This window comes from Chryseobacterium amylolyticum, from assembly GCF_051011775.1.
Lineage (GTDB): Bacteria > Bacteroidota > Bacteroidia > Flavobacteriales > Weeksellaceae > Chryseobacterium.
Genome location: NZ_JBPCHX010000008.1, coordinates 113,250 through 135,128 on the forward strand (window position 1 = coordinate 113,250; position 21,879 = coordinate 135,128).

The 21,879-nt window shown below is 37.1% G+C and carries 21 protein-coding genes and 1 pseudogene; 10 read left to right on the plus strand and 12 right to left on the minus strand.

From position 1 onward, the window contains the following. Positions 1 to 200: 200 nt before the first annotated feature. The 4 genes from ACR1PO_RS20385 to ACR1PO_RS20400 form a co-directional block, all read right to left on the minus strand. Positions 201 to 878, minus strand: coding sequence for an RluA family pseudouridine synthase (locus ACR1PO_RS20385; RefSeq protein ID WP_332388962.1), 678 nt, complete (start codon positions 876 to 878; stop codon positions 201 to 203). A gap of 12 nt (positions 879 to 890) precedes the next feature. After that, positions 891 to 1,205, minus strand: a complete 315-nt coding sequence (locus tag ACR1PO_RS20390; protein WP_332388961.1) for a hypothetical protein — start codon at positions 1,203 to 1,205, stop codon at positions 891 to 893. Positions 1,206 to 1,208: 3 nt separating this feature from the next. Then, on the minus strand, positions 1,209 to 2,024 hold the full coding sequence (gene panB, locus ACR1PO_RS20395) for a 3-methyl-2-oxobutanoate hydroxymethyltransferase (protein ID WP_332388960.1): 816 nt from the start codon (positions 2,022 to 2,024) through the stop codon (positions 1,209 to 1,211). 62 nt (positions 2,025 to 2,086) lie between these two features. Then, positions 2,087 to 2,800 carry a Crp/Fnr family transcriptional regulator gene (locus tag ACR1PO_RS20400; protein WP_332388959.1) on the minus strand — a complete coding sequence of 238 codons (714 nt, stop codon included), beginning with the start codon at positions 2,798 to 2,800 and terminating at the stop codon, positions 2,087 to 2,089. 89 nt (positions 2,801 to 2,889) lie between these two features. Between ACR1PO_RS20400 and ACR1PO_RS20405 the strand changes: the two genes are divergently transcribed. The 9 genes from ACR1PO_RS20405 (at position 2,890) to ACR1PO_RS20445 (ending at position 12,465) form a co-directional block, all read left to right on the plus strand. Beyond that, positions 2,890 to 5,268, plus strand: a complete 2,379-nt coding sequence (locus ACR1PO_RS20405; RefSeq protein WP_433987987.1) for a heavy metal translocating P-type ATPase — start codon at positions 2,890 to 2,892, stop codon at positions 5,266 to 5,268. A 109-nt stretch (positions 5,269 to 5,377) separates the two neighbouring features. Then, entirely contained in the window at positions 5,378 to 5,590 is a 213-nt protein-coding gene (gene ccoS, locus ACR1PO_RS20410) for a cbb3-type cytochrome oxidase assembly protein CcoS (RefSeq protein WP_002983864.1), read from the plus strand. Between the two features lie 21 nt (positions 5,591 to 5,611). Further along, the gene (gene ccoN / locus ACR1PO_RS20415; protein WP_433987988.1) at positions 5,612 to 7,873 is read left to right on the plus strand and encodes a cytochrome-c oxidase, cbb3-type subunit I; all 2,262 of its coding nucleotides are present in this window, start codon (positions 5,612 to 5,614) and stop codon (positions 7,871 to 7,873) included. A gap of 15 nt (positions 7,874 to 7,888) precedes the next feature. After that, a complete protein-coding gene (locus ACR1PO_RS20420) occupies positions 7,889 to 8,089 on the plus strand; it encodes a cbb3-type cytochrome oxidase subunit 3 (protein WP_002983870.1) in 201 nt (66 codons plus the stop codon). Between the two features lie 10 nt (positions 8,090 to 8,099). Beyond that, on the plus strand, positions 8,100 to 8,981 hold the full coding sequence (locus ACR1PO_RS20425; RefSeq protein ID WP_002983871.1) for a cbb3-type cytochrome c oxidase N-terminal domain-containing protein: 882 nt from the start codon (positions 8,100 to 8,102) through the stop codon (positions 8,979 to 8,981). A gap of 94 nt (positions 8,982 to 9,075) precedes the next feature. After that, positions 9,076 to 10,530, plus strand: a complete 1,455-nt coding sequence (gene ccoG, locus ACR1PO_RS20430) for a cytochrome c oxidase accessory protein CcoG (RefSeq protein ID WP_433987989.1) — start codon at positions 9,076 to 9,078, stop codon at positions 10,528 to 10,530. Between the two features lie 9 nt (positions 10,531 to 10,539). Then, positions 10,540 to 10,992, plus strand: coding sequence for a FixH family protein (locus tag ACR1PO_RS20435; RefSeq protein WP_433987990.1), 453 nt, complete (start codon positions 10,540 to 10,542; stop codon positions 10,990 to 10,992). Continuing rightward, on the plus strand, positions 10,983 to 11,708 hold the full coding sequence (locus tag ACR1PO_RS20440) for a sulfite exporter TauE/SafE family protein (RefSeq protein WP_332388957.1): 726 nt from the start codon (positions 10,983 to 10,985) through the stop codon (positions 11,706 to 11,708). The genes ACR1PO_RS20435 and ACR1PO_RS20440 overlap by 10 nt, the downstream gene beginning before the upstream one ends. 19 nt (positions 11,709 to 11,727) lie before the next feature. Next, on the plus strand, positions 11,728 to 12,465 hold the full coding sequence (locus tag ACR1PO_RS20445; RefSeq protein WP_433987991.1) for a hypothetical protein: 738 nt from the start codon (positions 11,728 to 11,730) through the stop codon (positions 12,463 to 12,465). Between the two features lie 55 nt (positions 12,466 to 12,520). Here the strand turns inward: ACR1PO_RS20445 and ACR1PO_RS20450 are convergent. Next, positions 12,521 to 13,158, minus strand: a pseudogene (locus tag ACR1PO_RS20450) (aminoacyl--tRNA ligase-related protein); the annotation flags it as partial. 295 nt (positions 13,159 to 13,453) lie between these two features. On the opposite strand from ACR1PO_RS20450, the gene ACR1PO_RS20455 reads away from it, so the two are divergent. After that, positions 13,454 to 14,011: a DUF6705 family protein gene (locus ACR1PO_RS20455; RefSeq protein WP_433987992.1), complete on the plus strand. Its 558-nt coding sequence runs from the start codon at positions 13,454 to 13,456 to the stop codon at positions 14,009 to 14,011. A 93-nt stretch (positions 14,012 to 14,104) separates the two neighbouring features. Here ACR1PO_RS20455 and serS read toward each other — a convergent pair whose 3' ends face one another. The 7 genes from serS to ACR1PO_RS20490 form a co-directional block, all read right to left on the minus strand. After that, positions 14,105 to 15,373 carry a serine--tRNA ligase gene (serS, locus tag ACR1PO_RS20460; protein ID WP_131436545.1) on the minus strand — a complete coding sequence of 423 codons (1,269 nt, stop codon included), beginning with the start codon at positions 15,371 to 15,373 and terminating at the stop codon, positions 14,105 to 14,107. A 66-nt stretch (positions 15,374 to 15,439) separates the two neighbouring features. After that, complete coding sequence (locus ACR1PO_RS20465) at positions 15,440 to 15,958, minus strand: hypothetical protein (RefSeq protein ID WP_433987993.1); 519 nt, start codon at positions 15,956 to 15,958, stop codon at positions 15,440 to 15,442. Positions 15,959 to 15,996: 38 nt separating this feature from the next. Next, complete coding sequence (gene asnB / locus ACR1PO_RS20470) at positions 15,997 to 17,895, minus strand: asparagine synthase (glutamine-hydrolyzing) (protein WP_433987994.1); 1,899 nt, start codon at positions 17,893 to 17,895, stop codon at positions 15,997 to 15,999. Positions 17,896 to 17,960: 65 nt separating this feature from the next. Beyond that, entirely contained in the window at positions 17,961 to 19,214 is a 1,254-nt protein-coding gene (locus ACR1PO_RS20475) for a lipopolysaccharide biosynthesis protein (RefSeq protein WP_433987995.1), read from the minus strand. Positions 19,215 to 19,219: 5 nt separating this feature from the next. Then, a complete protein-coding gene (locus ACR1PO_RS20480) occupies positions 19,220 to 20,353 on the minus strand; it encodes a glycosyltransferase (protein WP_433987996.1) in 1,134 nt (377 codons plus the stop codon). 98 nt (positions 20,354 to 20,451) lie between these two features. After that, on the minus strand, positions 20,452 to 20,940 hold the full coding sequence (locus ACR1PO_RS20485) for a hypothetical protein (RefSeq protein ID WP_002983890.1): 489 nt from the start codon (positions 20,938 to 20,940) through the stop codon (positions 20,452 to 20,454). 101 nt (positions 20,941 to 21,041) lie between these two features. After that, positions 21,042 to 21,827 carry a (Fe-S)-binding protein gene (locus tag ACR1PO_RS20490; RefSeq protein ID WP_002983894.1) on the minus strand — a complete coding sequence of 262 codons (786 nt, stop codon included), beginning with the start codon at positions 21,825 to 21,827 and terminating at the stop codon, positions 21,042 to 21,044. Positions 21,828 to 21,879: the final 52 nt, after the last annotated feature.

The following is a 21,879-nucleotide window of genomic DNA, read 5'->3' on the forward strand; positions in this document are numbered from 1 at the left end:
CAAATAATACAATCATTAAAATGTAATGAATTTAATATAATAACAAGGAAATAAAAGAGAAATTAGAAAAATATTAATACAAACCACTTATCAATGTGATTTTTTATTCTTCACAGGCTCGAAATCATAAGACAAAGAAAAAGACTACCTCAAAAAAGATAGTCTTTCATTTTAACCGGAAATATTTTTAATAAAATAGTTTATTCTTCACAAGCTCTCCAGATCGCATCATTCTGTGGAACAGGCGCTGTAATTTCAATTTTTTCTTTGGTCACCGGATGAATAAACTCCAGCTTTCTCGCATGAAGATTGATTCCTCCATCCGCATTGGAGCGTGGAGCACCATATTTAAGGTCTCCTTTGATCGGAATTCCGGTTTTTGATAACTGGGCACGGATCTGATGATGTCTTCCTGTTTCAAGATCAATTTCAAGAAGCAGGTAATTATCCAAAGTTTTGATCACATTATAGGTGAGAATAGCTTCTTTTGCCCCTTCGGTTGCCTTCGGAAAAACGATGGCTTTGTTATTTTTTTCGTTTTTCTTCAGATAATGAACCAGTCTCTGGCTCTGCGGGATCATTTCTTTACCAACAACTGCCCAATATGTTTTTTTCACCTCACGGTTTTTTACCATCTGTGTAAGACGGGAAAGCGCTTTGGAAGTTTTGGCATAGATCACCAGCCCGGAAGTAGGCCTGTCTATACGATGCACCAGGCCGAGAAAAACATTTCCCGGCTTAGCATCTCTTATTTTTATAAAGTTTTTGATGGATTCCAATAGTGATTCATCACCGGTCTTATCACCCTGAACAAGCTGCCCAACCTTTTTATTAATCACCAGAAGATGATTGTCCTCATATATAATCTGCTCCTTCATACCTTTTTAAGTCTATCTTCTTCTATTGGATAGCGACAGGATAATTCCTGCAAGAAGCCCAACCGTTTTAATGACTGAAAGTTTTGAGTCTTCCGGAATGAATGCTCCGAATACACAGATAGCTGCAGCAGCGTACATTGCATAGACAAAGTTCTTATTGGTAAGTAACGGAGCCTGAATAAAGAAACTCACTCCTATCAGAATATAAAAAACTTTTCTTGAAAGCAAATGATTAATTTCCGGAGAGAATAGATTAAACCATCCCACAGCAAGACAAATCAATGCTGCGATAGATAATATTCCCTGGACAGATTGTTGATTTTGCATGGATTAATAGCTTTCGTTTTCGTTTGGAAACTCTACACTTTTCACATCTTTTACATACTGGGAAACCGCTCCTGTAATTTCTGTGTAAAGGTCAAGGTATCTCCTTAAGAATTTCGGACTGAAACCTTTGTTCATTCCTACCATATCGTGGTATACCAAAACCTGTCCGTCGCAATGTGATCCTGCCCCGATTCCGATGGTTGGAATAGAAATACTCTCTGTCACTTTCTTTGCCAGATCTGCAGGAATTTTTTCCAACACAATCGAGAAACAGCCCAGCTCTTCCAGAAGCTGCGCATCAGCAATCAGCTTTTCAGCTTCTGCCTCCTCTTTAGCTCTTACTTTATACGTCCCGAATTTATAGATCGACTGTGGTGTTAATCCCAAATGCCCCATTACCGGAATTCCGGCATTGATGATTTTCTTAATTGATTTCGAAATTTCTTTCCCTCCTTCGATTTTAACAGCATGTGCACCGCCTTCCTTCATCATTCTTACCGCAGACTCCAATGCTTTTTCAGGATTACTCTGGTACGTTCCGAAAGGTAAATCTGCTACCACTAAAGCCCTGTCGGTTCCTCTTACCACACTTTGGGCATGATAGATCATCTGATCCAGCGTAATCGGCAGTGTAGTTTCAAAACCAGCCATTACATTCGCTGCAGAGTCTCCAATCAAAATAGCATCTACTCCGCCGGCATCTACCATCTTTGCGGTAGTGAAATCATAGGCAGTAAGCATTGTTATTTTTTCCTTGTCGAATTTCATTTTACGCAAGGTTTCAGTCGTAACTTTTTTAATTTCAGAATGAACAGACATAATTTATCTATTTTTAAAAGTTAAAAAGTCGGCCCTGAGCCGACTTAAGTTTTGTATGATTTTTATAAAACTACGTGACCGAGTTTCATGAGTTTATCGTGATTTAGGATCTTGATATTTCTTCCGTCCACTTCAATCAGGCTGTCCTGTTTGAATTCCGAGATGAGACGGATGGCACTTTCTGTAGCAGTACCGATAATGTTCGCAATTTCTTCTCTCGTCAATGAGATCTTGATGAATCCCTCAGGATCTACTCCCAGTTTCTGTTCCAGAAGCAAAAGAATTTCTGCCAGTCTTTCTCTTACTGTTTTCTGAGCAAGGAAAGTAATGGTATTGGATGATTCTCCCAACTCGTAAGAAATTTTCTGGAGCATAACAAAAGAAAGCTGTGGATCTACTTCCAGAAGATACATAAAAATATCGGCAGGTAAAAAGACACATTCAATATCTGTCATGGCTTCTGCTTTAGCCTGGAAGTTTTCCCCGCAAAGCAAAGAACGATAGCCGATGATATCTCCTTCTTTGATAAATCTTAAAATCTGATCTTTCCCGAATGCTCCAGATTTTGAAAGTTTGGCAGCACCTTTTTCCAGGACATACACTCCTTTTGGAGTCTCCCCATCCTCGAAAATGGTTTCATGTTTCTGAAAACTCAGTTTCTTTTTGCCATTAATATATTTTTCAAAATCTGCGCTAGAAAGTCTTTCCTTAAATGATTTATCATTAAAAACTCTGGCGAACCTCTCTTCAATTGCTATCTGTTGTTCCTGCGGCATTTTATATGATATTTATCACAAAAATAGAACTTTTTAACGCGATAAACAAAAAAAAATGTTATAATTTTGTAGTTCAATATTTTATGGTGGTGAGCGAGAACTGTTTTCATTGTGGTCAAGGTATAGAAAAAGAGAGAATTTTATTTGACGAAAAGACTTTCTGTTGCAATGGCTGCAAGTCTGTTTATGAAATTCTAAATACGAACAACCTAAGCAATTTTTATCAGCTTAACAAAGGGGCAGGAATTCGTCCAAGTGATGAAAATTCTTCCCAGTTTGACTATTTGGACACGCCGGAGATTTTTGAAAAAGTAACTGATTTCTCTGAAGGAAACACCAGTCTTGTCACATTCAAAATCCCTGTAATTCACTGTTCTTCCTGTATCTGGCTGTTGGAAAGCCTCCATACTTTAAATCAGCACATCAAATATTCCCAGGTTAACTTTACAAGGAAAACCTTACAGATCTCATTCAATCATAACGATATGAAATTAAGCGAACTAGCTAATTTCTTAACCAATCTGGGATACAAACCTGTTATCAGTCTTGAAACTGCTGAGAAAAACGTTGACCATCTTGATAAATCACTTCTTGTAAAATTTGCGATCGCCGGTTTTGCATTTGGAAACGGAATGTTCCTGGCATTTCCGGAATATGTAGGAGGGGAAGATTACTGGATGGAACATTATAAAGGTCTTTTCAGAACCCTGATGTTCCTGCTGGCCTGCCCGGTTGTATTTTACTCAGCTTCCGACTATTACAAATCCGCGTGGTATGGATTAAAAAATAAAATTGTCAACATTGATGTTCCTATCGTACTGGGAATTTTTGTTCTCTTCGGCAGAAGTATCTATGAAGTGGTAACGGATTACGGCCCGGGATATTTTGATACGCTTTGCGGACTGCTTTTCTTCATGCTGATGGGGAAAATTTTCCAGAAAAGAACGTACAGTGCTCTTTCTTACGACAGAGATTACAAATCATTCTACCCTATTGCGGTAACCAAAGTAGATTTTGAAGGCAAACAGGAGAATATCCTTCTTTCTGAAGTAAAAGTAGGAGACAGAATTTTAGTTAGAAACCAGGAAATCATCCCGGTAGACGCCATACTGATCAACGGAGAGGGAAACATCGACAACAGCTTTATCACTGGAGAAAGCGAAAGCATCAGCAAGCAGCCTGGTGATAAGATTTTTGCCGGAGGTAAGCAGATCGGATCGTCACTGGAACTGGAAGTGATCAAAGATGTGGATCAGAGTTATCTTACCCAGCTTTGGAATAAGGAAGCGTTCAAAAAGCATGAAACCGGACTCGACACCTTAACCAACAGCATCAGTAAATACTTTACATTCATTATTTTAGGTATTGCTCTGGTTTCCGGAATTTATTGGTCATTTATTGATTTAGAAAAAATGTTCCAGGTTATTTCAGCCATCCTGATCATTGCATGCCCGTGTGCGCTTGCATTGTCTGCACCGTTCACTTTCGGGCACATTATGAGGATTTTAGGACGAAATAAGTTTTATGTAAAAGATACGTTAACGATTGAAAAAATCGCGAAGCTGGATACGATTGTTTTCGATAAAACAGGAACAATTACGCACAGAAAAAAATCAAACATCAAATATGAAGGAGGTGAGATTAATGAATTTGATTCCCTGAATATCAAAACATTATTAAAAAACTCCAACCATCCGCTTTCAAAGTCACTGTATGAGTTTATTGATGTAAACGATGATTATTTCCCTGTAGAGAACTTCGCTGAAATCTCAGGAAAAGGATACGAAGCCAGTGTAAGGGGAAATCTTTATAAAATTGGTTCTGCCCGTTATAATAATCAGGAGCCTAAGAATCTTGAGACCGCAGTTTATATCAGTAAAAATGGTGAATATCTTGGTAAATTCATCTTTAAAAATGAATACCGCCCGAAACTGAGAGAGCTTTTCACAAAATTAACCCACTACAAAATATTTATTCTGAGCGGCGACAATTCCTCAGAGGAAAACCAGCTTAAAGAGCTTATTCCCAACTACAAAGGAATGGCCTTTAATCAGAGCCCGGAGGATAAATTGAATTATATTAAAAACCTTCAGGATCAGCACATGAAAGTAGCGATGCTTGGAGACGGACTGAATGATGCAGGAGCTTTAAAACAAAGTAATGTAGGAATTGCTATTGCTGATGATACAAACAGTTTTACTCCTTCTTCAGATGTTATTATGAATGGTGAAAAAGTGGTTACACTTGACCACTACCTGAATGTCTGTAAGGGCTCTATCACTATTGTGAAAATGACATTTATAATCAGTTTCCTATACAATATTGTGGGTTTAAGTTACGCTGTTACAGGACATATGCATCCGCTGTTTGCTGCAATCATTATGCCAATCAGCTCGATCACAGTGGTTACCTTTACAACACTTTCAACCTGGATTTTAGGTCGGAAATATTTCAAAAAACAGGCGTAAAAGCCCTTATTTAGACTGATTTTAAATTAGCTGAAATCGGCATTTCGTGATGAATGTCATTATTTTTCACTAAATTTGAACCCCGAAAATAGGTTAATTTTGTTGTCCAATGGATATTCTATATTTAATGATCCTCTGCAGTGTTTCTTTAGCTGCGATTTTCTTGGTCGTATTTATAGTGTATGCCCGAAAAGGACAGTTTGAAGATGATGAATCTCCTGCTGTCAGAATCCTTTTTGATGATGAAAAAGTCAAAGAAAATGATGAAACCGGCGACAAAAGTAAAGACGAAAAAGAAATAGGAGAAAATAATAAAAATTGAGAAAAATAGTGAATAGTTGATATGGAAACACAAAAGTTTAGTTATGACAACAGTATTGTCCGTGCGTTCCTATATGCGACCATTGTCTTTGGTCTTATAGGGTTCACATTCGGGCTTACGGCGGCATTAATGCTTTTCTACCCAGAGTTACCTGAATTCTTTTTCGGGACAGATGATACGACCATTAAAAGTTTGGCATCGGGTAATATTCAAGGGTTAATAAACACACATGGTGCATTTGGTTTTGGTAGAATCAGAATGCTGCACACCAATACCGTAATCTTTGCATTCGTTTGTAACATTGTTTACACGGGTATTTATTACTCATTACAAAGATTATTAAAAACAAGAATGTACAGTGATACATTGTCATGGCTACATTTCTGGACTTGGCAGTTTATGATCGTTGCTACGTTCATTACATTCTTTATGGGAATCAATACCTCTAAAGAATATGCTGAACACGAGTGGCCGATCGACATATTGATCGCATTCTCATGGATCATTTTCGGTATCAATATGTTCCTGACTATTTCGAAGAGAAGAGTGAGACACCTTTATGTAGCCATATGGTTCTACATTGGTACCTGGATTGCAGTAGCAATGCTTCATATCTTCAACAATCTTGAAGTACCTTTATCTTTCACAGGCTGGAAATCTTATTCAGCGTATGCAGGGGTAAAAGATGCTATTGTACAATGGTGGTATGGACATAATGCGGTTGCATTCGTACTGACAACTCCGGTTTTAGGTTTAATGTATTACTTCCTTCCGAAGGCTGCAGACAGACCGGTATTCTCTTATAAACTGTCTATTATTCACTTCTGGTCATTAATTTTCGTATATATCTGGGCTGGTCCTCACCACCTTCAGTATACAGCTCTTCCGGCTTGGGCTCAGGCGGTAGGAACAGGGTTCTCTATCATGCTTATTGCACCATCATGGGGAGGTATGTTAAATGGTCTTCTTACGTTAAGAGGAGCTTGGGACAAGGTAAGAGAAAATCCTATCCTTAAGTTCTTTGTAGTAGCTGTTACCTGCTATGGTATGGCAACATTTGAAGGACCGCTTTTGGCAACTAAAAACATCAACAAAATTGGTCACTTTACAGACTGGGTTATCGGTCACGTACACTTGGGAGCTCTTGGATGGAATGGCTTCATGGCATTCGGGGTTATCTATTACCTGGTACCAATTATGTGGAGAACAAAACTTTGGTCTGTAAAATTAGCTAACTGGCATTTCTGGTTAGGTACTTTAGGAATCATCTTCTATGCAGTACCAATGTATATTTCAGGATTTACACAAGGTTTAATGTGGAAACAATTCAATCCGGACGGAACCCTATTATGGAAAAACTGGCTGGATACTGTAACTGCAATTATCCCTTATTTCAAAATGAGATTCTTAGGAGGTGTATTCTATATTTCAGGAGCCATCTTAATGATCGTAAACGTAATCGCTACGGTAAGAAAAGGATCATTCCAGAAAGATGTTCCTGCTGAAGCTCCTGCACTGGCAAACATCAGTAAGAACAGAAAAGAAGGAGAGGGTACTCACCTTTGGTTAGAAAGAACACCTGTATTATTAGGAATTCTGTCTTTCATCACAATATCTATCGGTAGTTCAATTGAAATTATCCCTACACTATCCCTTAAGAAAAGTGTTCCTACCATTTCTGCAGTGAAACCTTATTCACCGCTTGAACTTGAAGGTAGAGACATCTATATCCGTGAAGGATGTAACGCTTGCCACTCTCAGATGGTAAGACCGTTCAGAGATGAGATCGTTAGGTTTAACGGTAAAAACGGACAATACTCCAAAGCCGGAGAATTCGTATATGACAGACCATTCCTATGGGGTTCTAAGAGAACAGGACCGGATTTACATAGAGAAGGAGGTAAAAACCCAAGTTCTTGGCATTATAAACACATGTATAACCCAAGATCTACTTCTGCAGGTTCCATTATGCCTCGTTACCCTTGGTTAATTGCTACTGATTTAGACAGAACCAAGATGGTAGACAAAATGAAGCTGATGAAGAATGTATTCGATGTACCTTATACCAAGGCTGAAATCGACTCTGCAGACAAATGGGCTAACAACCAATCAGCAAAAATTGTAAAAGATATCTTCTCTGAAGCAAATGACCTTAAACAGGCTTATGCTAAGAGACCTCAGGGAGAACTAGAGAAAAAAGAAATTGTAGCTCTTATTTCTTATCTTCAGAGATTAGGTACAGATATCAAAACAACTGAAATCAAAACAGCAAGTAATAACTAACATTAAAAGGTTCATATGATTCCTCAGAACTTTAAAGATATATTATCCAATACAGAAAATGCTGGCTTTTACCAGACACTGGCTCTGATTTTCTTTATGCTGTTCTTCATAGCTTTAGTAATCTATGTTTTTAGCAGGCCTAAAAAATATTACAAAGAAGAAGAAGAGGCACCTCTTGGGGATGATGAAGATGACGATTTTAATTTAAAAAATTAAACTATTTTTTATGAAACAAAGAACACCTGTTGTTATAAACATCTTAATAATAATCGGACTTTTAATAGTTTTTTATTATTTATTTGTACAGAGCTACGCGTTCCTTTCTTCACCTTACTTCTGGGGAACTGTTGTGATCGCTGGTATCCTTGCTTACATTCATGGAGCTATCGGAGACCTGATTGAAAACAACAAATTCAAGAAATTGTCTCCTGAAGAGAAAGCGGCTTATTTAGCTGAAAAGAAAGTACCTTACTTCAAAAGATTATATCAAAGCGCATTCAAAAAGCAATCTGCTTCCGAAGAAAAAGATATCCTTATCGACCACGGGTTCGATGGAATCATGGAGCTGGATAACCAATTACCAAAATGGTGGGTAGGTTTATTCTATTTTGGGACCGCTTTTTGTATTGTATATATTGCAGCATACTCTTTCACAGACTTCGCTCACCCGTTAAGCGAGTATGAAAAAGAATATAAGGAGCAGTTGGCAAGTATTGAAGAATACCAGAAATCACAGCCTCCTGTAACGATTGAAACAGCTAAATATTCAGCAGATAATATCGCAGAAGGTAAAGAATTATTTAAAACAAACTGTGCATCTTGTCACAAGGAAGACGGTAGTGGAGGTATTGGTCCAAACCTTACTGATAACTACTGGATCAACCAGCCTGAGAAGACACTATTCAAAAACGTATTCCATATGGACTGGAATGGTTCTCCTACTAACCCTGCGATGAGACCTTTCGGTAAAAACGGAGAAGTTTCAGGTGCAGAGATTGAAAAGATTGCTGCCTATGTATATCACATCAATCAGGAACAACCACCAGTGACTCCGGCTCAGGGAGGAGCAGCTCCTCAAGGAACTGAAGCACATTGGGAAAAAGAATAATTTAAAAAATTAGAAACATATGAAAAAAACATAATTTGTTATTAGATTAAAATAGTAACGAATTATGTTTTTTCTTTTTTAAAACCTATTACATATGTCAGACATAGAAGAAATAGAAGTACGAGGCGGACAGGGACAGGTTCTGGACCCTGAAACTTACAGAGATTCTATAGGGACAATGGAGCAATCCGGAAAAAGGAAATGGGTATTTCCAAGAAAACCTAAAGGAAAATATACCAACTATAGAAATATTGTAAGCTATTTACTGTTAATTATTTATTTTACATTACCGTTCATCAAAATCAATGGTAACCCATTATTGATGTTCAATGTTATAGACAGGGAGTTTTTCATCTTTGGACAGCCTTTCTATCCACAGGACTTTTTTATCCTTACTTTAGGTACTATCGCATCTTTAATCTTTATTATTGTTTTTACGATTGCATTCGGAAGAATTTTCTGCGGGTGGATTTGCCCTCAGACAATTTTTATGGAATCTATCTTCCGTAAAATAGAATACCTGATTGAAGGTGACAGAAATAAGCAAATGAAGCTGGACAGACAGGAGTGGAACAGTGAGAAAATCTGGAAAAGAAGTTTAAAATGGACGGTTTATATCATCATATCACTGATCATCACCCACTTTATGTTCATGTACATTGTTGGATATGAAGAGGTATTTAAGATTGTTGGAGAAGGGCCATTTGCCCATCCTACCAATTTCATTGTGATGATCCTTCTTACTGCGGCATTCTATTTTGTATTTGCGTGGTTCAGAGAGCAGGTTTGTACACTGGTATGTCCTTATGGAAGACTTCAGGGAGTATTGATTGACAAAGACACCATCAACGTTTTTTACGATTTCAAAAGAGGTGAAAACAGAGCGAAATGGAGAAAAGGGGAAGACCGGAAAGCAGCTGGAAAGGGTGATTGTATTGATTGCCATCAGTGTGTAGTGGTATGCCCTACCGGAATTGACATCAGAGACGGGCAGCAGCTGGAATGTATCAACTGTACAGCTTGTATTGACGCCTGTGATGAAGTCATGGAGAAAGTAGGCCTTCCGAAAGGATTGATCAGATATGCTTCTGAGAACGAAATTGAAAAAGAAACTCAGTTTAGGTTTACAGGAAGGATGAAAGGTTTCTCCATATTCTTATTCCTTCTTGTAGGGTTCTTAGGATATCTTCTGTACAGCCGTGGCGAAATGGAAGCTAAATTCATAAAACCGGCGGGAAGCACATTCTTTGTAAGAGACGGTAAAATTACCAATACCTATAATTATACTTTCCTTAATAAAACGAATGATAAGAAAATTGTTACCATCAAAGTAATAGATCCGGCGCATGGTGAAATTACTTACAGTGCATCCAGTAAGATTCAGGTTGACAGAGATAAAATTTCCAAGGGAACAATCAATATCAGCTTCCCGGAAGATGAAATGAAGCTCTCTAAACAAAATATCACCATTGGTGTATACGATATGAAAGGTAAACTTATTGATTCTTATCAGACTTATTTTGAAGGACCATTCAAACTGCAATTTTAATTAGAAAAAATGAAGAACTTTAGTTGGGGACACGGTGTTGTAATTGCATTATTTGCATTCATAGTTTTTATATTATCCATGATGTTCCTGTTTCCGAACGGACAGAAGAACTCTGAAATGGTAACCGATAATTATTATGAAGAGGAATTAAAATACCAGGATGTAATTGATGCGAAGAAAAAAGCTGATGAATTACAGGAAAAACCTGTTTACAGCCAGGATACCAAAGGAATTAAAATTACTTTCCCAAAAGATTATAACAACTCAAATACTACGGTAAAATTTGTTTTAAACAGAACCGACGACCAGAATTTAGATATCAAAAAATCTGTACAGCTTGACGCCGGGCAGTCTTTCACAATTCCTGCACAAGTATTGAAAGTGGGAAATTATACATTAAGGCTGAGCTGGACGAAAGATAAAACAGACTACAGAATGGATTATGATGTGATATGGAAATAGGACTTATTGTGTCGGCTATTGCATTAGGCTTTGCTTCCGGCTTTCATTGCATCGGAATGTGCGGACCTATTGCCTTGTCGATGGGATTAACCAAAAAACAGGCTGCCAATTTCTATCTTCAGAACCTTACCTATCAGTTTGGAAGAATTTTCACCTATTCTTTATTAGGTGCGCTTCTGGGAATCATCGGACAAGGATTTGAAATGGCAGGCTTCCAGAAATACCTGACCATTACTGCCGGAATTCTTCTCATTATTATGGCTGTATTTTCATTCGGAGGAAAAGATTTTGCTTCAAAAATTCCTTTTCTTTCTAAATTCCTGTACAGCGTAAAAATGAATCTGGGAAGACTGCTTCAGAAGGCAGATTACCGTTCAAGATTTACCACAGGGCTTCTTAATGGCTTCTTACCATGCGGAATGGTCTATATGGCCCTTACTGCCAGCCTCGCAGGAGGAGGAATATGGCAGGGAGCGTTATATATGGCACTATTTGGTCTTGGAACCCTTCCGTTTATGTTTGCCATTGTTTTGGCTGGAAATCTCATGAATCAGGCTTTCAGGATAAAAGTTTTGAAAGCTGTTCCGGTAATTATGATTATTCTGGGAGGATTATTCATTCTGAGAGGTCTTGAACTGGGAATTCCTTACGTTTCTCCGAAAGCAGAAGCTATGACAATTGTTAAAGATCCCAACGGAGCTGTTAACTGCCATTAAATTTGTATTTATATAAACCATGAAGAAAACTATTGTCTTATTTTTAATAAGCCTTTTTATGCTGCAATCCTGCAGTGTGAATTCTGAAATTGTCTATCACAAGGATGCCGCTTCTACTTCTGTTACCGATATCGATACAAGAGAGTTTATGGCAGAAATGATGGCTATGACGCCGGACTCACTGAAACAAAAAGAATTTGGAGAAGTGGATAAGCTTCCAACAACCTGGACAAGCATGTATGACCTTGCCAAAAAGGAAGGAAAATTAAAAACTGAAAATCCGGATTCAGTCAGGATCATGAAAAAGATTTTCATGAAGTCTGCGAAAGAAGACAATAAACTGGCTGGTTTTTCTTTTAAAATGGAACACTTTGCACCGGACGATTATAAAGCATTGAAAAACTTTACAAAAACCGAAAAAATTCCTCTGGATCAGAATATTTATAGCAGCTGGGACGGAAAGACCCTCACCATTGATACTGAGAATTTAAATCTAAAAAGTATTGAAGAAGCGATCAAAACCAAAAGCTCAAAGGAAGAATCTGAAAAAATAGCCGGTATGATGGTTATGTTTTTCAAAGAGATCGGGACTACATTAAAATTTGAGAATCCTATAAAATCAATTTCAGGAAAACATGATTGGGTGAAGCAGATTGATGGTCATTCCATAAGAATAGAATATGATCTGAAAGCCATTTATGATAAGGATACAAAACTTAAAAATGCTGATAAAAAGATTATTATCGTTACAGAATAAAGTAAAAACCACCGGTTTCCGGTGGTTTTTATTATATACTCAATCAAAGATTCTTTTAGTTAATCACATCAAACCTTGCATATTCTGCAATCTTCTTCGGAAGTTTAATTCCATCCGCTGTCTGATTGTTTTCCAGCAATGCTGCCATAATTCTTGGTAATGCCATTGCAGAACCATTCAGGGTGTGAACCAATTGAGATTTACCATCAGCTTTGTAACGGCACTTCAGCCTGTTAGCCTGGAATGTCTTGAAGTTAGACACAGAGCTTACTTCCAGCCACATTTCCTGAGCAGCACTCCACACTTCAAAATCATATGTCATTGCAGATGCAAAACCTGTATCACCACACAAAGTCTTAAAACTCTGAACGGAAGCTCCAGATCTGTAAGGATTTCTTTGATGTGTTCTACCATTTCTTCCAGCACAGCATAAGAATTTTCCGGTTTCTCAATTCTTACGATTTCTACCTTTTCGAACTGGTGAAGACGGTTCAGCCCTCTTACGTGGGCTCCATAACTTCCCGCTTCTCTTCTGTAGCATTGAGAGAATGCTGTATTTTTAACCGGAAGATCTTTTTCATCAAACAGAACATCACGGTAAAGGTTGGTCACAGGAACTTCAGCCGTAGGAATAAGGTATAATTTATCTTCATTGATATAATACATCTGTCCTTCTTTATCCGGCAGCTGTCCGGCAGGCCAATACCAGAGATAATTCCGGTGTGGATGCCAGCCCGTGAATCAGCACCACAGAGAAAGAGTTTTATGGATTCTGCTGAAAATTTATCAGTCAGGAAATTTTAATATGTAGTTTTTGGGCTACGTGTCATGCATTTAAAATGACAGTGAGTATAATCAATTTTTACAATATTTTTTTCTGTTATTATTGATTATTGAGATTTTTGCGTACAAAGCTGTTTAAACTTTTTTAAAGAGAGAGTTTCCAGAAAATCAGCAATTTATAGTAAAAAGCTCAGAGAAATACATTATGAAAAATATATTTTTTATTATTTTATCAATTTTCAGCATTTTTTTAAATGCTCAAACAGTTACATTAGAAACAATGTCTCAATACAGTCCTGGATATTATCCTAATGCAGATTATGTTAAAGACAGCAATGGACTTCTTAATAAATATGTAGGAACGTGGAAAGGGACTCTAGATGGGACTACATATGAATTCAACTTTATCAAAAAAGAAAATGTCGCTAGCGAGTTTACAACTACAAAATGGGATATATTAATAGGAAGAGTTAAAATAATTAATTCCAATGGAGTAATAGAATTTAATAACTTCAATAATGTTGATAATCAAGCAAATTTGGGGTATAAACTTCAAAAAAATTTAAAAATGTATTTAATATATTTTTCAGGAGAAAAATTAGGATGTGTTGATTATGGCTATTTATATCTTGATGTAAAATCAGAAACTCCCAATAAAATGTCAATTAATTTCCATCCCAAAAATGACATCGTAACACAGGACTGCAGTAATTTTAAAACTACAATCCCTACTAATAAAATTATACACTTAATCAAACAATAAATTATATTCCTTGATTCAAAATCCGGGATATATGGGATATAAAAAATCTCCCAATCAAATTGAAAAGGAGAAATATTGAATCGGCTTGTTTTTCTAATTAATCACATCAAACCTTGCATATTCTGCAATCTTCTTCGGAAGTTTAATTCCATCCGCTGTCTGATTGTTTTCCAGCAATGCTGCCATAATTCTTGGTAATGCCATTGCAGAACCATTCAGGGTGTGAACCAATTGAGATTTACCATCAGCTTTGTAACGGCACTTCAGCCTGTTAGCCTGGAATGTCTCGAAGTTAGACACAGAGCTTACTTCCAGCCACATTTCCTGAGCAGCACTCCACACTTCAAAATCATATGTCATTGCAGATGCAAAACCTGTATCACCACCACAAAGTCTTAAAACTCTGAACGGAAGCTCCAGATCTGTAAGGATTTCTTTGATGTGTTCTACCATTTCTTCCAGCACAGCATAAGAATTTTCTGGTTTCTCAATTCTTACGATTTCTACCTTTTCGAACTGGTGAAGACGGTTCAGCCCTCTTACGTGGGCTCCATAACTTCCCGCTTCTCTTCTGTAGCATTGAGAGAATGCTGTATTTTTAACCGGAAGATCTTTTTCATCAAACAGAACATCACGGTAAAGGTTGGTCACAGGAACTTCAGCCGTAGGAATAAGGTATAATTTATCTTCATTGATATAATACATCTGTCCTTCTTTATCCGGCAGCTGTCCGGTTCCAAAACCTGAAGCCTCATTCACAACGTGAGGAGGATTCACTTCTGTATATCCTTTTTCTACATTTTTATCTAAGAAATACTGAACCAAAGCTCTCTGTAATCTTGCGCCTTTTCCTAAATAAACAGGAAACCCGGCTCCGGCAATCTTTACCCCCAGTTCAAAATCGATAAGGTTATATTTTTTTGCCAGTTCCCAGTGAGGAATTGCTCCTTCACCAAGCCCTTCTACAGGATGAGACTGGAAAATAATTTCGTTGTCATCAGCTGAAGCACCGCTTTTTACCAGTTCATTTGGAATGTTCGGAAGCTGGTACAGGATATTCAGTAAGTCGTTTTCCTTAACTTCCAGTTGAGATTTCAATTCTGAGCTCGACTCTTTGTATTGTGCTGTTTTAGATTTTGCTGATTCCGCTTCTTCTTTTTTCCCTTCTTTCATCAAAAGTCCGATTTCTTTCGAAATTTTGTTGATTTCGGAAAGCTGGGAATCTAGTTCAAACTGGATTCTTTTTCTTTCGTCGTCGGCAGCGATAGCCTCGTCTACCAACTCAAGATTTTTGAATTGTCTTTTCTTAAGACCTTCTAAAACGCGTTCCTTATTGTCGCGCAAAAAATTGACTTGTAACATTTTATTTAGATGTTAAATATTAGATGGTTAGCTTACAATCAGCTAACAATTGTACAAATTTAAAAATTATTTTGTGATCGTAACGGTATTTATCGAAGTAGGAGCATCTGCATCTTTTGAAAATACCTGAACCCTGTTATACAAAACTTTTGAAACCTGAAATACCGTTGGTGTATTGCGATACTGAACTTCCAAAGTGTCCACAACATTATCACTTGCATTAGTACTTTTTGTAAATGTAATCTGCATTCTCGAATAATATGAATTACCTGTACCCGGATTGTCAGGACTTATAGAGTCCAGACGTCTTCTTTTGGCACCCGCAAGATATTCCATATAAAACAGTGAATCTGTAGTCATTTTCAATGGAATGCTTACCGGAGAATTATCTTTGGCCCCAAAAATATCATTGACGGAAAATCCTGTATAAGATCCTGTTTTCTTGCTGTTCAGCAAATCCTGGCCGGCACTGTTCTTTATGTAGATATTCAGTACCTGATCTATTCTCTGCAAAGAATCATCATCACTTTTGCAACTTATCAGTGCAAAAACCGCAACAAGTATACTCCAAAAATATTTCATCATAGCTACAAAGGTAAAATATTAATCTTTAGGCACCTTCTTTATTTTTCAAAATATTTCTGATACCATAGCTCAAAAGTAACCAGCTGCCATATTTTCACCCAGTCATATTCATGTTCCTGATGATTCCACCACTCATCAATCACTGCAGCATTAAAGAAATTTCTTTTTTTTAAGCTTTCAAGATTTTCAACGATAAAGTCTCTTACTTTTTTTTCGTTTTTAATGAAATAATTGACAGGAAATGAAAATCCTTTTTTAGGCATATTCAGAACTGATCCCGGAAGATATTTCTGTGCGGTTTTCCGTAATAAGGGTTTATTCTGAGCACCATTAAATCTGATATTCTCCGGCAGTGCCGCTACATAATCTATCAGGCTGTTGCTCAGGTAAGGATAACGAAATTCAACACTGTATTTCATTGCACTCAGGTCATCACGAAAAACATGGTGGGATGAAAGTGAATATTTCATATCATATTCAAAATATCCGGAATAGCTTTTTGCTTCTGAAAGGTGATATTTTGAAAGATCCGGATCAATTGTATTATAAATATCCTGTTTTATAAGACTTTTAGCTTCCAAAGGCCTCATACTGATCTGGCTCTGTCTGAAAAAATCAAACATAGCATTCTGAGAAAAATAGTTTTTTACACGCTGTGAAAGCTTATCTTTTGTAAAGATGAAAGGACTTATAAAATTAAAATGCCTCATGAAAAGCCATCTATTCAGCTTCAGTGTATGGGAATACCCTGCAAAAAGCTCATCGGCTCCGTTTCCGCTTAACACGACTTTAAAATTTTTATCATGTGCATATTTTGCCGCATTGATCAGCACTTCAAAACTGCTGTAGGGTTCTTCAAAATGCTGGATATTTTCTTTAAGCTGTTCAAGCGCTTCTTCATCACCCACTTCTTTCACCTCATGTGAAACTCCAAAATGCTTAGCCGCTAAAGCCGCATTTTCCACTTCTTCTTCCGAAAACGGATATGATATGGTGTAGGTGTTAATATCAGTCTTATAAGCTTTTGATTTCGAAGCAATTAAGGTAGAATCTACCCCTCCGCTCATCATCACCGCTACAGGAACATCTGCATATAACTGTTCTGAAATACTTTCAGAAAGAAGCTCATCTATTGTTTTCACAACTTCATCTTCAGCAATATTTCCAGCAGAAGATAAAGGCAGTTTCCAGAACTTCTCTTTGCTGATGTGCTGATTTTTTAAATCAACCGTCATAAAAGAAGCCGGCTCCAGAGAAAAAATATGCTGAAAACAGGTTTGCGGAGCTAAAGTAGTCTGAAAAAGGAAATTGGTATATACTCCATTCCAGTTGATTTCAGGCTTTACAAACTCATTTTTGAGTAATGCTTTTATTTCCGATGCCCAAACCAACCCATTTTCACTCTGATGATAAAATAAAGGTTTCATTCCCACCCTGTCCCTTGCCAGGATAAGTTTTTGCGAGATAATATCCACAATACAAACAGCAAACATTCCATCCAGCTTTTCAAAGGCTGCGGTTCCCCACTCTTCATATGCCTTGAGCATAACTTCAGTATCAGAAGTACTTCGGAAAACATGCCCGAAACTTTCAAGTTCTTTCCTTAACTTTTTAAAATTATAAATCTCACCATTAAACGTAATGATAATATGTTCATTTTCTGAAAGCATGGGCTGATGACCTTTTTCAGAAAGATCAATAATCGATAATCTACGGAAACCCAAAGCGATCTCTGAATCCCCACCCTTTAAAACCGGAAACTGTTCTTTAATTTTTTGTGTGGAATCATTTCCTGAAAAAGAAACTCCCCGGCCATCTTTACAGAGCCAGAACCCTTCATCGTCCGGCCCGCGGTGCTTAATAGCCTGATTCATTTCCAGAATATTTGTAGAGGAAATACTTTTATGAAATGAATAATAGCCGCTGATTCCGCACATAGTAAACTTAATAGATTTGTAAAAATAGGGAAATGACTTTATTTTTCCGTATGGGTATAGAATAATTATTTTTTCAAAAACTTCTCTCTGAAAAGCAGTATTTCTTCTTTTGAAACCATATAATCTTTAAAGCTGAATGCGGTAGCACTATAAAATCTTCTGAACAGCAGAAAAGCGGAAACCAAATAGGATGATGTAGTGGCAATACATGCCCCCAAAATTCCCCATCTGGGTATCATCATGAAAGACAGTACCACCGTAACCACCAGACCCACAATTGATTTGATATTAAGGATTTTAAGCTCGCGCATTCCTGAAAAGTAATGCCCTGCCATATCACTTACAGCAATGGCAAAAATTCCTGGAGATAAAAGAAGCATAATTTCTTTGGTATCCCTGAATTCTTTCCCGAAAATCATTTCATAAACCTGTGCCGGAATGATAATAATTCCCAGAACGAAACCTATCATCAAAATAAAAGTCAGTTTTAAAGACTCCTTAGTTCTGTCTATAGATTCTTCCCGGCTTTTACTGTTAACTACATCTGAGTATAAAACAACAGCAATACTGCGGGTAATGGTCCATATGGCCTCCGAAAAAGTAACGCCGATGGAAAAAATCCCTACGCTGGCAATGCCTTCAAAATGTTCTAAAAAATAAAACGAGAGCCTGTAATTGAGAAACTGGACAAAAGCACTCAGCTGCGTTTTCCAGCCATATTCAAACATATTCCTGCCTACATCTTTACAGAATGATATTTCGGAAATCTTACACTTTTTGATAATTTGAAAAAAACTCGTCAGGAAAAGGAGTGCCAGGCAACCGATCTGGGCAAGAAAATATACGGATACATCTTTCTTTCCGAACATATAAACCAATATTCCAATAAATATAATATGTACCAGTTGTTGCAGAACAGTATATGCATTGAACTTTTTAATATCCTGTGTTCCAATAAATAAACTGATATTCGTAGATAAAAGCGAAGAGAACACTGAGATTCCGATAAGATAGAAAAGATATTCGCCCTGAATAGAAGCCAGACTGAATAAAAAAGGGATTAAAAGCCCTGTCAGAACCGACCAGAGATAGGCATAGAGTAAGACTTTTTCTATTTTAAATCTTGAAGCAAAATAAGAAGCGCTGCTCCCTGAAAAAATATTACTGAAGAAACTCACTGCAGCTGCATTGGCAATTACGATGGAAATAGTTCCCTTACCTTCACTTCCCCACATATTCGTAGAATAGATCACCAGTCCGAAACTGAGGATCAGAATAAGAAAACGTGAGACAAATGTTTTAATGATAGTAAGCTGCATAGTGATTATTTATCAATGGATTTTTTCACAAAATCAACGAAAGAATCCTTTATCATCTCCCAATTGTATTTTTCTTTAAATTCTTTTACAGCATTGAGCGCATGAGCGTGATACAACTCAGGATTCCTGATATAATCAATAATAATATCCGAGATCCCATCAGCATTATGAGGATCTGCCAAGCTCCCAAAAGAAAGTTCTCCCATATGTTTCCGGATCCCTTTCAGATCTGAATAAATTACCGGTTTTCCCGCTCCCATAAAATAAAACAGCTTTATCGGCAGAGAATGGTTGTTTTCAAAGTTGATTTCCCGAAGATCAAAACAAAGATCTGCATCAGCCAATTCTTCTGTAAACTGTTCAAAAACCGTTGGTTTTCTTATCTCAATATCGTCGAAATTATATTTCTTCAGTAGCGCTGAGAAATAAAGCTTATCCCTTTCTTCTACAGCGGACCCGATGATCAGGATTCTGATATGAAGCGAAGAAGCTTTTTGACGGAGTTTATCTACAGCCTTAAAAAAATTATCAATTCCTTTATCTTTAGAAATCCGACCGGTATAGCAAAGGGTAATTCTACCCTGTTTAAGCTGTTTAACACTTTCTCTGATGTAATGAGTATCCGGATAATAAGGAAGAACCATCTGCTTTTTAAATCCGAAAAAATAGGCTAAAGGGAACTTTTTTGTCGTTTCTCCAAAAATAAAACGGGTACTCAAAAATCCTGCATACAGCTGAATAAAAGTAAATTTCACGGCCTGAAAAATTTTAACAGGAAACCGGTACTTCTGGAGCATTGACATGGAAGGATACCATTCTGTAACATCATAAATACAAGCTGCTTTATGCTGCTTTACAAATTTTCTTACTGCTACCACTGCAAGAGGTTCGGAGCAAATGATACACTGAGGCTGAAACGTATGGCAAACCTTTCTGAAAGTTTCCATTTTCTTGTCAATATTTTCTTCCAGTACAGCATAAGATTCTATGTCAATGCCATCAATACTACCGCTGTAATCTGTATATAAACTGCATATTTTTACTTCGCACCCCTTATCTCTAAGAGCTTTTGCCTGATGATAGAAAATACGGTCATCATTATAGCTATGGGATGTCGTTAAAAAAAGTACTTTAGGCATTAGTCTCTACTCGAATCTACACAAAGATACATTAAAACAAAAAAGTGGAAATATATTTTCCACTTTATGATTATTCTGCTGTATTGGCTTTACAGCGGTTATTTTATAGAGGCCGCCCAGCTTTTCTCCAAAGGAAGAAGGAAGTGGCTCAAAAAATCCAGATAAGTATTTTTAGAGAAGTCAAAAACCTGGATATCATCTGAAAGCTCTCCGTTTCTCAGCTTTGTCTTGAAATCCATTAATTTTAAAGTTTTTACTTCACCATTCTCCACAAAACTTGCTTTCATTCTGTCGAAAAGACCTAATTGATATTCTTCATCAATTTCTCTCATTACTTTTCCTAAGGCATCAATACTGCATCCCGAGGCCATTTCTTTTTCTTCGTCTACGCAAACGATGATAAATTGATTTTTTTCAATTTTAAATGAAGAAGAAAGTGGTTTTCCATGCGCTGCCCATGTTGCAAGGAAATCAAATAATTTTTCAGTAATGGCTTTTGCTTCTTTGGTTTCAAAAGGTCTTGAAGCCGGATATATAATGACTCTGTAGTCGTTGGTTTCTACAATATTAGATTCTTCGATTTTCATATCCTTCAATTTAGATGATAAAATTACGATTTTTTCTCCAGAGTAAATAAAAACAATAAACTCAGGATGGCTCCTGAGTTTAAATCTATATGTAAAATTGATTACAAGTCTTCTGCTTCAGCAAGAAGTTCTACGATATCTTTTACGGCAACTTCAGTGTTTTTATTAAAGTGTTTTACCCCGTCTGTCATCATGGTGTTACAGAATGGGCATCCTGTAGCAATTACTTTAGGTTCAAAAGATAAAGCTTCTTCTGTTCTTTCAATATTGATGTCTTTATTTCCTTTTTCAGGTTCTTTAAACATCTGGGCACCTCCTGCTCCACAGCAAAGCCCATTGGTTTTGCAGCGTTTCATTTCTACAAGCTCTGCATCCAGTTTTTCAAGAAGCATTCTTGGGGCTTCATATTCGTCATTGGCACGTCCTAAATAACATGGGTCATGGAAGGTAATCTTTTTTCCTCTGAATGCGCCTCCTTCAATTTTCAGTCTTCCTTCTTCCATCAGGCTTTTAAGGAACTGAGTATGGTGAACCACTTCAAAGTGCCCGCCTAAACTTGGATATTCGTTTTTAAGAGTATTAAAACAATGCGGGCAAGCCGTTACGATTTTTTTTACTTCGTAAGCATTCAATACTTCAATATTGGTAAGAGCCATCATCTGGAAAACGAATTCGTTTCCTGCTCTTTTCGCAGGATCTCCGGTACAGCTTTCTTCCTGTCCCAGAACAGCAAATTCAACTCCTATTTTATTTAATATCTTACAGAATGCTTTTGTAATTTTCTTTGCACGGTCGTCAAAACTTCCCGCACATCCAACCCAAAATAAAACTTCAGGGGCTTTTCCTTCGGCAGCATATTCTGCCATTGTTTTTATATTGAAATCCATCTTTTCAAATTTATCAATATGCTAATGTACCAATTTACCAATGATTGCTACA

What these genes read in the sequence shown, in the direction of transcription:
- ACR1PO_RS20385 (WP_332388962.1), bottom strand. Translation starts at nt 878, where the DNA reads ATGAAGGAGCAGATTATATATGAGGACAATCATCTTCTGGTGATTAAT.
- ACR1PO_RS20390 (WP_332388961.1), bottom strand. Translation starts at nt 1,205, where the DNA reads ATGCAAAATCAACAATCTGTCCAGGGAATATTATCTATCGCAGCATTG.
- panB (WP_332388960.1), bottom strand. Translation starts at nt 2,024, where the DNA reads ATGTCTGTTCATTCTGAAATTAAAAAAGTTACGACTGAAACCTTGCGT.
- ACR1PO_RS20400 (WP_332388959.1), bottom strand. Translation starts at nt 2,800, where the DNA reads ATGCCGCAGGAACAACAGATAGCAATTGAAGAGAGGTTCGCCAGAGTT.
- ccoS (WP_002983864.1), top strand. Translation starts at nt 5,378, where the DNA reads ATGGATATTCTATATTTAATGATCCTCTGCAGTGTTTCTTTAGCTGCG.
- ccoN (WP_433987988.1), top strand. Translation starts at nt 5,612, where the DNA reads ATGGAAACACAAAAGTTTAGTTATGACAACAGTATTGTCCGTGCGTTC.
- ACR1PO_RS20420 (WP_002983870.1), top strand. Translation starts at nt 7,889, where the DNA reads ATGATTCCTCAGAACTTTAAAGATATATTATCCAATACAGAAAATGCT.
- ACR1PO_RS20425 (WP_002983871.1), top strand. Translation starts at nt 8,100, where the DNA reads ATGAAACAAAGAACACCTGTTGTTATAAACATCTTAATAATAATCGGA.
- ccoG (WP_433987989.1), top strand. Translation starts at nt 9,076, where the DNA reads ATGTCAGACATAGAAGAAATAGAAGTACGAGGCGGACAGGGACAGGTT.
- ACR1PO_RS20435 (WP_433987990.1), top strand. Translation starts at nt 10,540, where the DNA reads ATGAAGAACTTTAGTTGGGGACACGGTGTTGTAATTGCATTATTTGCA.
- ACR1PO_RS20440 (WP_332388957.1), top strand. Translation starts at nt 10,983, where the DNA reads ATGGAAATAGGACTTATTGTGTCGGCTATTGCATTAGGCTTTGCTTCC.
- ACR1PO_RS20445 (WP_433987991.1), top strand. Translation starts at nt 11,728, where the DNA reads ATGAAGAAAACTATTGTCTTATTTTTAATAAGCCTTTTTATGCTGCAA.
- ACR1PO_RS20455 (WP_433987992.1), top strand. Translation starts at nt 13,454, where the DNA reads ATGAAAAATATATTTTTTATTATTTTATCAATTTTCAGCATTTTTTTA.
- serS (WP_131436545.1), bottom strand. Translation starts at nt 15,373, where the DNA reads ATGTTACAAGTCAATTTTTTGCGCGACAATAAGGAACGCGTTTTAGAA.
- ACR1PO_RS20465 (WP_433987993.1), bottom strand. Translation starts at nt 15,958, where the DNA reads ATGATGAAATATTTTTGGAGTATACTTGTTGCGGTTTTTGCACTGATA.
- asnB (WP_433987994.1), bottom strand. Translation starts at nt 17,895, where the DNA reads ATGTGCGGAATCAGCGGCTATTATTCATTTCATAAAAGTATTTCCTCT.
- ACR1PO_RS20475 (WP_433987995.1), bottom strand. Translation starts at nt 19,214, where the DNA reads ATGCAGCTTACTATCATTAAAACATTTGTCTCACGTTTTCTTATTCTG.
- ACR1PO_RS20480 (WP_433987996.1), bottom strand. Translation starts at nt 20,353, where the DNA reads ATGCCTAAAGTACTTTTTTTAACGACATCCCATAGCTATAATGATGAC.
- ACR1PO_RS20485 (WP_002983890.1), bottom strand. Translation starts at nt 20,940, where the DNA reads ATGAAAATCGAAGAATCTAATATTGTAGAAACCAACGACTACAGAGTC.
- ACR1PO_RS20490 (WP_002983894.1), bottom strand. Translation starts at nt 21,827, where the DNA reads ATGGATTTCAATATAAAAACAATGGCAGAATATGCTGCCGAAGGAAAA.